The sequence below is a fragment of the Coprococcus sp. RTP21204st1_G4_RTP21204_210225 genome, assembly GCF_040915385.1.
GTDB lineage: Bacteria > Bacillota > Clostridia > Lachnospirales > Lachnospiraceae > Allocoprococcus > Allocoprococcus comes.
The window spans coordinates 1-9,650 of record NZ_JBCPDP010000037.1 but is presented as its reverse complement, the minus strand read 5'-3'; the positions used below and the strand labels follow the sequence as shown (position 1 = coordinate 9,650).

Annotated in this window: 8 protein-coding genes; 7 read left to right on the top strand and 1 reads right to left on the bottom strand. The window is 43.0% G+C overall.

Features of this window, described 5'->3' with window-relative positions:
* Positions 1–427: 427 nt before the first annotated feature.
* The 6 genes from prdC to AB5213_RS16635 all read left to right on the top strand — a co-directional run bounded on the left by prdC (position 428) and on the right by AB5213_RS16635 (position 6,172).
* A complete protein-coding gene (gene prdC / locus AB5213_RS16660; protein ID WP_008372495.1) occupies positions 428–1,756 on the top strand; it encodes a proline reductase-associated electron transfer protein PrdC in 1,329 nt (442 codons plus the stop codon).
* 77 nt (positions 1,757–1,833) lie between these two features.
* Entirely contained in the window at positions 1,834–3,705 is a 1,872-nt protein-coding gene (gene prdA, locus AB5213_RS16655) for a D-proline reductase (dithiol) proprotein PrdA (RefSeq protein ID WP_008372497.1), read from the top strand.
* A gap of 11 nt (positions 3,706–3,716) precedes the next feature.
* Positions 3,717–3,998, top strand: a complete 282-nt coding sequence (locus AB5213_RS16650; protein ID WP_022220196.1) for a CBO2463/CBO2479 domain-containing protein — start codon at positions 3,717–3,719, stop codon at positions 3,996–3,998.
* 21 nt (positions 3,999–4,019) lie between these two features.
* Positions 4,020–4,745, top strand: coding sequence for a D-proline reductase (dithiol) protein PrdB (gene prdB / locus AB5213_RS16645; RefSeq protein WP_082421153.1), 726 nt, complete (start codon positions 4,020–4,022; stop codon positions 4,743–4,745).
* A 177-nt stretch (positions 4,746–4,922) separates the two neighbouring features.
* Positions 4,923–5,687, top strand: a complete 765-nt coding sequence (gene prdD / locus AB5213_RS16640; RefSeq protein WP_215634501.1) for a proline reductase cluster protein PrdD — start codon at positions 4,923–4,925, stop codon at positions 5,685–5,687.
* 11 nt (positions 5,688–5,698) lie between these two features.
* Complete coding sequence (locus AB5213_RS16635) at positions 5,699–6,172, top strand: glycine/sarcosine/betaine reductase component B subunit (protein WP_055158009.1); 474 nt, start codon at positions 5,699–5,701, stop codon at positions 6,170–6,172.
* Between the two features lie 115 nt (positions 6,173–6,287).
* Here the strand turns inward: AB5213_RS16635 and AB5213_RS16630 are convergent, their stop codons facing one another.
* Positions 6,288–6,908: a TetR/AcrR family transcriptional regulator gene (locus tag AB5213_RS16630; RefSeq protein WP_008372509.1), complete on the bottom strand. Its 621-nt coding sequence runs from the start codon at positions 6,906–6,908 to the stop codon at positions 6,288–6,290.
* 196 nt (positions 6,909–7,104) lie between these two features.
* Between AB5213_RS16630 and AB5213_RS16625 the strand changes: the two genes are divergently transcribed.
* Positions 7,105–9,393 carry a hypothetical protein gene (locus tag AB5213_RS16625; RefSeq protein WP_368276986.1) on the top strand — a complete coding sequence of 763 codons (2,289 nt, stop codon included), beginning with the start codon at positions 7,105–7,107 and terminating at the stop codon, positions 9,391–9,393.
* The last annotated feature ends 257 nt before the right edge of the window (positions 9,394–9,650 follow it).

Here is a 9,650-nt window from a genome sequence, read left to right as displayed (position 1 = left end):
TCGCCAGCCATAGCATGGCTGACGATACAAAAATTTATTATTTTTTATTGTCCTCTTGACGGGGAGCATACCAGAAACAGTACGGTGGCTTTTCTTTTTTGACGTAAATCCTCTTGGCCAGAATACTTATAGATAATGCGGATAAGTAAAATGAGAAAAAATAGACAATCTGTAAAAATCAGACAGAACCGATGAAAAAAATAAATAGATTATATATAAAAAAGATATTGAATTTTCAAGTAAAATCATATAGACTATAGTACAGATCAATCACTAGACTAGATTCTAGTATTGAGTCCAACATGAAAAGTGAAAATCTATAAATGCTATTGAAAAAAATATATCTATTTGTTAAACTATAGTCAAATACGCGTAGGACAAGATAAGATATAGATTTCGACGTAGAGGAGAAAGGAAGAGAAGAGACATGGCAAACTTACAGATTTTGCTGCGTCAGCATGTAGGAGCTCCTTGTGCACCGGTTGTAAAAGCCGGAGACAGAGTAGAAAAAGGGACTCTGATTGCAACACCGACAGGCCTTGGAGCTAATATTTTTTCAAGTGCATATGGTGTGGTAGAAGACGTACTGGAAGACCGTATCATCATCAAGCCGGATGAAGAACAGAAGGATGAATATGTAAAGATTCCGGAAGGCAGCAAGCTTGATATGGTAAAAGCGGCAGGTGTTGTCGGAATGGGTGGCGCCGGATTCCCGACAGGTGTAAAACTCGGAACAGATCTGCAGGGAGGATATATCCTTGTAAATGCAGCGGAGTGTGAGCCTGGACTTCGTCATAACATTCAGCAGCTGGAAGATGACTGTGCGAAAGTTATCCGCGGAGTAAAACACTGCATGGAGATTTCCAATGCATCAAAAGCTATTTTTGCAATTAAGAAGAAAAATGAAAAAGCAGTAAAGGCACTGCGCGAGGCATTAAAAGATGAAGAGGCGATCACGATCCACTTACTTCCGGATATTTATCCGATGGGAGAAGAACGTGCGGTTGTAAGAGAATGTCTTGGAATCGAACTGAATACAACACAGCTTCCGTCAGCAGCGAATGCAATTGTCTGTAATGTAGAAACTCTTGCAAGAGTTGCGGAAGCAATTGAAGAGAGAAAGCCATGCTTTTCTAAGAACCTTACTGTTATCGGTAAGATCAATGGCGGTAATGAGCCACATGTATTTATGGATGTACCGGTCGGCACAAGCGTTGGGGAAATGATCGAACGTGCCGGTGGTATTGATGGTGTATATGGGGAAATCATCATGGGTGGTCCATTTACCGGACATGCTACTACAGAGGATGCACCGATCACAAAGACAACTGGTGGAATCATTGTTACAATTGATTTCCCAGATCTTCATGGTGCAAGTGTAGGTCTTTTGGTATGTGCCTGCGGTGGTAGCGAAGAACGTATGAGAGATATTTGTCAGAAGATGAATGGTGTAGTGAAATCAGTAGCCAGATGTAAACAGGCAATTGAAAACAAACCGGGAGCTCCGCTTAAATGCGAAAGACCTGGAAACTGTCCTGGACAGGCTAAGAATAATATTCAGTTCAAGAAGGATGGATGCGAGTACATTATTATTGGTAACTGCTCAGACTGTTCAAATACAGTAATGGGATCAGCACCGAAGATGGGACTTAAGGTATTCCACCAGACAGACCATGTAATGCGTACAATCGGACATCCACTTTACAGATATCTGCGTGTTTCAAAACAGGTAGAACAGTTACCGGAAGGTAAATAGATAAGTTGATACCTCACTTCGGTGAGTGTATAAATAGTTAATTGAGTTATTGTTAAATTAACAAGGAGGAAATTATTATGTCAATTACAGCGGAAACCGCAAAAGAACATGCAAAAGATCCTGCAGTATTGTGCTGTAGAGCAGAAGGCGGCATTACAATCCAGGCTGCAAACCTTGAAGATCCGGCTATCTTTGATGATCTGGTAGATTCAGGACTTCTGAAACTTGATGGAACACTTACAATCGAACAGGTACTTGGAGCAAAGCTTGTTAAGACCTGCGATTCTCTTACACCACTTACAGCTGATCTTGTTGAAGGCGCAAAAGCACCTGCAGCAGAGGAAGCACCGGCTGAAGAAGCAAAAGAAGAAGTGAAAGAAGAAGCACCAGCAGTTACTGCAAATCCTACAGCAAGTGTACAGAAAGTTGGCGGCGTGTTAAAAATCCACATTGGAGAAGGCAAAGATATCGATATCGAAATGCCGATGGGTTTTAATAACGGTGTTGCAGTAGCGGAAGTACCGGCAGAGGTAGAATTACCGGCAGGCGTGGTTTCAGGCGCAACACCGACAAAAGAGCTGGAACCGAAAGTCGTAAGAAGCGTTACCAGAAAGCATTATAAAATTACAGAAGTAAAGCGTGGACCGGAGACAAAGATCGAAGGAACAACTCTTTACATCCGAGAAGGAATTGAAGAAGAAGCAGTTGCTTCACAGGAACTGGTTCATCAGTTAAAGATTGATATCATTACACCGGATCAGTACCATACTTATTCTAATACAATTATGGACGTACAGCCGATCGCTACAAAAGAGGGCGAAGACGAAATCGGTACAGGTACAACAAGAGTACTTGATGGCGTTATCATGATGGTTACCGGAACAGACGACAATGGTGTTCAGATTGGCGAATTCGGTTCTTCCGAAGGATACCTGGATGAAAATATCATGTGGGGACGTCCGGGAGCTCCTGATAAAGGTGAGATCTTCATCAAGACAGAAGTTATCATCAAAGAAGGAACCAACATGGAAAGACCTGGTCCGCTTGCTGCACATTCTGCAACAGACGTGATCACACAGGAAATCCGTGAAGCTCTGAAGAAAGTAGAAGACGAAAGCCTTGTAGTAGATACAGAGACATTCAATCAGGTAAGAAGACCTGGTAAGAAGAAAGTCGTTATCGTAAAAGAAATCATGGGACAGGGTGCTATGCATGACAACCTGATTCTTCCTATGGAACCAGTCGGAGTACTTGGCGCAAGACCAAACGTTGACCTTGGAAACGTACCGATCATGGCATCTCCACTGGAAGTACTTGACGGATGTATCCATGCACTTACCTGTATCGGACCTGCATCAAAAGAAATGTCAAGACATTACTGGAGAGAACCACTGGTTCTTGAAACTCTTCATGATGAAGAAGTTGACCTTTGCGGTGTTATCTTTGTAGGTAGCCCACAGATCAATACAGAGAAATTCTATGTATCAAAACGTGTTGGTATGATGGTAGAAGCTCTTGATGTTGATGGTGCATTTGTCACAACAGAAGGATTTGGTAACAACCACATCGATTTTGCAAGCCATATCGAACAGATCGGTATGAGAGGAATTCCGGTTGTTGGACTTTCATTCTGCGCAGTACAGGGAGCACTTGTAGTTGGAAACAAATACATGCAGTACATGGTAGATAACAACAAATCTGAATCAGGAATCGAGAACGAAGTTCTTGCCTGCAACACGCTTTGCCAGGAAGAAGCAATCCGTGCACTTGCTATGCTGAAAGCTGGAATGGCTGGAGAAGAAGTGAAGAAGGCAGAAAGAAAATGGAATCCGAATGTAAAAGCAAATAACATCGAACTGATTTCAAAGACTATGGACAGAACAATTGAATTGGTTAAGAACGAGCAGTCACTGCCGATGAGCCAGAAGAGAAAAGAAAAATACGATTAAGGTGAATGACTATGAAATATGGCGATAAGATCATCTATATGGAAGGCGTAATCGTAGAGATCCATGATGGATGTGTTGGAATCGATTTGAAGGGACGATTAGGTTATCTGAAAATCCCGATGAGAATGCTGATTACGGATTATCCATTAGTGGTAGGACAGGAAGTTGGATGGAATATGAGTTTTGTCGAACAGCTTGGACCGGACGCCAATGAAAAATATGTTAGTAACCTGCAGACGTATCAGAGACGTCAGGAAGAAATGAAGTCTCATAAGAAGAATGATGAAGTGTAATTATATCAGGAGGAAATAGACATGAGTTTGACCGTTGTTAAAGGACTTCAGTCAGAAATCTTTGTTCCGGTAACTCCGCCGCCAGTATGGGCTCCGGTGAAAAAAGAACTGAAGGATATGACAATTGCCCTCGCCACAGCAGCAGGTGTGCACCACAAGGATCAGAAGAGATTCAACCTTGCCGGTGACTTTACCTGGAGAAAAATAACAGATAAAATGCCGTCAGATGAATTAATGGTATCTCACGGTGGATATGACAACAGTGATGTAAACAAAGACATCAACTGTATGTTCCCGATTGACCGTATCCATGAGCTTGCTAAAGAAGGATTTATCAAAGCATGTGCACCGGTACATGCCGGATTCATGGGTGGTGGCGGAAACCAGGAAAAATTCAAACATGAAACTGGTCCTGCCATTGCAAAGATGTTTGTAGAGGAAGGCGTAGACGCAGTTATCCTCACCGCTGGTTGAGGTACCTGCCACCGCTCTGCAGTTCTGGTGCAGAGAGCGATTGAAGCCGCAGGAATTCCTACAATTATTATTGCTGCGCTTCCGCCGGTTGTTCGTCAGACCGGTACCCCACGTGCGGTTGCTCCGCGTGTTCCTATGGGAGCTAACGCTGGTGAACCACACAACGTTGAGATGCAGACAGGCATCGTAAAAGCAACTCTGGAACAGCTCGTGAAGCTGGATACTCCAGGAAAAGTTGTTCCGCTGCCGTTTGAATATGTAGCGAAAGTATAATCAAATAGTAAAAAGGGGACATCCCCGGCAGGATTGGGGCGAAAGCTCTGATTTGCCGGAGATGTCCTTTTTATTTAACTGGATATTTTGATAAAATTTCCTGTTAGATAAAAGGTGCTACGTGCCTCAAATGTGCCAGGGCGCATTTGGGTTCAATTTAGAATTGAGGATGATTATATGGAGAAAGAAATAGATCTGCGCCGGCTTGTGATCAAAGCTTTCCATATTACTGAGGTGGAAGAAGGCGGAGAAAATAAAGTGACAGCATCTGGAAAGATGACGATCGAGAAGAAAATACTGGATGAAATTTTACCGAAATATCCACAGCTTTCCAAATTAGATGTACAGATTATAAGACCGGGAGAACATGACCGTTATACCAATACGATGATGGATATCATTCCGATATCGACCAAAGTACTTGGAAAGATTGGGGACGGGATTACGCATACGCTCACCGGCGTTTATGTAATCCTTACCGGTGTAGATGAAAACGGAAAACAGGCACACGAATTTGGGTCCAGTGAAGGCAATCTGAAAGAGAAGCTGTATCTGAACCGTGCGGGTACTCCGGGGGATGATGATTATATTGTGTCATTTGATGTTGTTCTGAAACCTGGAATGGGACAGGAAAGAGAAGGTGTACTTGCAGCCCACCATGCCTGTGACGAGTTTATCCAGATTTTCCGGGAACAGATGAAGAAGTTCAGGGGCGATCTCTGCACAGAGAGACATGAGTACCATGATGTGGTTCGCCCAGGAAAAAAACGTGTTTTGATCGTAAAACAGGTTGCCGGACAGGGGGCAATGTACGATACTTCGTTATTTGCAAGAGAGCCTTCGGGAACTGAAAACGGTCGCTCGATCATTGATATGGGAAATATGCCGGTGATCGTTACACCAAACGAATATCGTGACGGAATTATCCGTTCTATGCAATAGGAGGTGCGATTATGGGAATTGGACCATCGACAAAGGAAACATCACTACATCATTTCAGGGATCCTCTTCTTGATGTGGTATCATCGGATGAAGATCTGGATCTGATGGGAATCATAATTGTTGGAACGCCAGATGATAATACAGATAAATTGCTTGTTGGAACCCGTGCGGCAGTATGGGCGGAAGCTATGCGGGCAGACGGAGTTATCCTGTCGTCCGATGGATGGGGAAACAGTGACGTAGATTTCGCAAATACGGCTGAACAGATGGAAATCAGAGGAATTCCGGTAACCGGGCTGAAATTCAGTGGTACAGTTGGCCAGTTTGTGGTAGAAAATGATCATCTGGGAGAAATTCTGGATATCAATAAAAGTGAAGAGGGCATTGAGACAGATGTACTCGGAGAAAATAATGTGACGGAGCTGGATGCGAAAAAGGTTACTGCAATGCTGAAGCTGAAAATGCGGAAAAATGAGAAGCGTTAAGGTTTTGAAATTTGAAGAAAACTGTCAAAAGTAAAGCTGGCAAGGAAAGAAAATATAGAAAAGTCCTGTTAAGAATCCGGATTCGATATTCGGATTCTGACAGGACTTTTGCTGTTTAATTTTCTGCGGTATCTTCGATAATATGGTTACGGATAATCGCGCGGATACTTTCGTTAAGATATGGCTTCAATTCTTCAAACGACATCGGATCGTTGTCCAGGATCGTGCTGTATGAAGTAGAACTTGCAAGTTCTATGATCAGAAACAGCATAGTTTCCGGCGCACGAAGTTTGATTGTCGGATGATCCAGAAGGATATTACTAAAATATGCAAGAATTTCACCCTCATCATCCTGCATATTATTGGTGATAGCCTGTCTGAAAATGCCCCAGCTGAGATTCTTAGAGATAAATCTCAGAATCAGTTTATTTTTCTGCATGGCATTTAAAACGTAATCTACAATAAAAATAATCTTATCTTCGAATTCGGGGATGTCGGCTGTCTCCAGAGCTTTGTGTGCTCTCTGGAAAAGTCGGCTGGCTGTCCGTGCGATCAGCCGGTCGCGTATCTCGTATTTGTCTGCAAAATATAAATAGAATGTTCCCTTCGCAACTCCGGCCTTTTTTGCTATATCGCTGATTGATGTTTTCTCAATTCCCTGATTCAGAAATAAATCGTATGCGCTTTGAAAGAGAGCATCCATTTTCTGATGCTTGTTTTCATCTACTTTTCCCATGATTCATTCCTCTTTTCCTTTGAATTATCTTTATTATAAAATCAAAATGACTCAGAGTCAACTTTTTTGTAGAAAAATATTGACTTATGGTCATTTTTGAGTTATAGTAAGTGCGAGCTAGAAAATGACCAGTAGTCAAAAAGAAGAAAGCATACCGACAGGAAAGTCAGTAGAGGCTTACAGGAGGTTTTTAAACATGAAGAACAGGGAATACAGAGTATTAGTTACACTTGCACTTATGGCGTCACTTGTAGTTGGAAATATTGCAAGAATATCTGTAAATGTACAGGCGGCAGATAATAAAGATAAAAGCACAGAGACAAAGAAAACAAGCGAAACAAAAACAAGCAGCAGCGCAACACCTGCAAAAGATGAGACTGTATATGTAAAAGTAGATGACGCAGGAAACCAGAAAGATGTTACGGTATCGGATCAGCTGAAAAATATTTCGAGTCTTGGAACCATTGATGATGTATCAGATTTGAAAGACATCAAGAATGTAAAAGGTGATGAAACCTTTTCTGAAAATAACGGTAAACTGGTATGGCAGGGAGATAAGAAAGATATCTGCTATCAGGGAACAACCACAAAGAAGATTCCTGTAGGAATGAAGGTTACTTATGAACTTGACGGAAAGAAAGTCAGCGCAGATGATCTGGAAGGAAAGAGTGGACACTTAAAGATCCATTATGAATATCAGAATACAAGTGCTGACAGTGGAAAATACACACCATTTTTAATGGCGACCGGACTTCTGATGGATGGCGAGAAATTCTCAAATGTAACTGTTGACAATGGGAAAGTAATCTCAGATGGTGACAGAGATATCGTGATCGGAATGGGACTTCCACAGTTGAAAGAACAGCTTACATCAGTTAGTAGCAAGGTGGATGATCTGGATATCCCGGATTCCTTTACAGTAGAAGCAGATGTGACAGATTACGAAAAAGTAGAAGCCGTTACAGTTGCAACAAACGAAGTGTTCAATGAAGTAGGTACCGATAAATTTGACAGCCTGGATGAACTGAAGGATTCTATGACAGAGCTTCAGGATGCATCAAACAAACTTGTAGATGGTTCCGGACAGTTGAAAGACGGACTGGATACACTGCTTTCTTCATCAGGAACACTGGTAAGCGGAATTGATCAGCTGGCAAGTGGTGGAAATACATTGGCTGGTGGAACAGGTAGTCTGCTGAGCGGAGCGAATACACTGGCTGATGGAAGCAAGAGCCTGGCAAGTGGAACAAGCCAGTTGGCAAGTGGAGCTGAGAGTTTGAATGCAGGATCCGCACAGGTAGCAGCAGGAGCAAAGAGTGCAAAAGACGGAGTTGGACAGCTTGAAAGTGGAGCGCAGGCATTAAACGATGGGGTTGCACAGATGCAGAGCCAGGTTGGAGCAGGAGTAAGTTCATTAAATGATGGTGTGGGACAGTTGAGTGATGGAATCAGTCAGGCGAAAGATGGTGCGGTAAGTCTTACGGAAGGTTCAAAACAGGTGGCAACAGGAGCTGAACAGGTAAGAGATGGACTTGCACAGGCACAGGCAGGTGCTGGCTCGTTGAAAGACGGAGCGGATCAGTTACAGGCAGGAGCTTCTGGGTTACAGACAGACTTGAATACTATTGCGAATTCAGAAAACAGCAATGCTATGATCGCAGGGCTTGAGGCTTTGAAACAGGCAGTGCCGGAACAGGCAGGGATAATTGACCAGATTATTGCGGGTATACAGGCACAGCAGACGGCAATTAGTCAGGCGGCAGCAGGAGCAGGAAATCTTGTGACGGGAGCGAACAATCTTGCAATAGGAGCCGGAAACTTATCCGACAGCCTTAGAACACTTGGAGCAGGAGCGAGACAGGTGGCAGATGGAGCCGCAAGTGTACAGACAGGAGCTGAAACATTAGCGGGAGGCCTTGGAACTCTTGGAACAGGTGCAAACCAGTTGCAGTCTGGTGTTGGAAGTATGGCAACTCAGCTTGCGGCAGGAACCAAACAGCTTTCAGAAGGAACTGGAGCATTACTTGCAGGAACACAGAGCCTTAATTCAGGACTTGGAACATTAAGCGCAGGAGCAGGACAGGTGAGTGAGGGAAGTGCAGCTCTCAGCACAAATATGAAAACTGCAAATGCGGGAGCACAGTCAGTGGCAAACGGAGCTAGCCAGCTGGCAAGTGGCGCATCCCAGCTCAACAGTGGAGCTGGAACCCTGTCAACAGGTCTGAACACTCTCCAGAGCAGTACAGGCGCGTTGGTATCTGGTGTAGAACAGCTTGATTCTGGAGCAGCTGAACTGAACAGTGGTATGATCCAGTTCAACGAAGAAGGAATTGAAAAACTGGTAAGTGTATTTGATGGAGATGTTGATTCACTTCTGGATAAGGCAAACGAACTTCTGGATGCATCCAAAGAATACAAGAACTTCTCTGGAATCGCAGACGGAATGGACGGAAGCGTAAAATTCATTTTCGTAAGTGATAAATAGTTAATGAATAATGGATAGAAGATGGGAGACAGGTTTTGAATCTGTCTCCTTTTTGCGTTACGAGAGTCAGATATTAGATTTGTTGATTGATTTTTTGGGTTTAGAATTTAAAGTCAAAAATTTTCTCCATTTTTATTGATTGATTTTTAATTTTGCAATTCCAGGTCAACTTAGGAATACTATAATGGACCCTATAGTGTGGACATGAAACTTAGATAATTAGGTCAATTCCTTAGAGTATTTTCCAAGTTGTAGAC

What these genes read in the sequence shown, in the direction of transcription:
- prdC (WP_008372495.1), top strand. Translation starts at nt 428, where the DNA reads ATGGCAAACTTACAGATTTTGCTGCGTCAGCATGTAGGAGCTCCTTGT.
- prdA (WP_008372497.1), top strand. Translation starts at nt 1,834, where the DNA reads ATGTCAATTACAGCGGAAACCGCAAAAGAACATGCAAAAGATCCTGCA.
- AB5213_RS16650 (WP_022220196.1), top strand. Translation starts at nt 3,717, where the DNA reads ATGAAATATGGCGATAAGATCATCTATATGGAAGGCGTAATCGTAGAG.
- prdD (WP_215634501.1), top strand. Translation starts at nt 4,923, where the DNA reads ATGGAGAAAGAAATAGATCTGCGCCGGCTTGTGATCAAAGCTTTCCAT.
- AB5213_RS16635 (WP_055158009.1), top strand. Translation starts at nt 5,699, where the DNA reads ATGGGAATTGGACCATCGACAAAGGAAACATCACTACATCATTTCAGG.
- AB5213_RS16630 (WP_008372509.1), bottom strand. Translation starts at nt 6,908, where the DNA reads ATGGGAAAAGTAGATGAAAACAAGCATCAGAAAATGGATGCTCTCTTT.
- AB5213_RS16625 (WP_368276986.1), top strand. Translation starts at nt 7,105, where the DNA reads ATGAAGAACAGGGAATACAGAGTATTAGTTACACTTGCACTTATGGCG.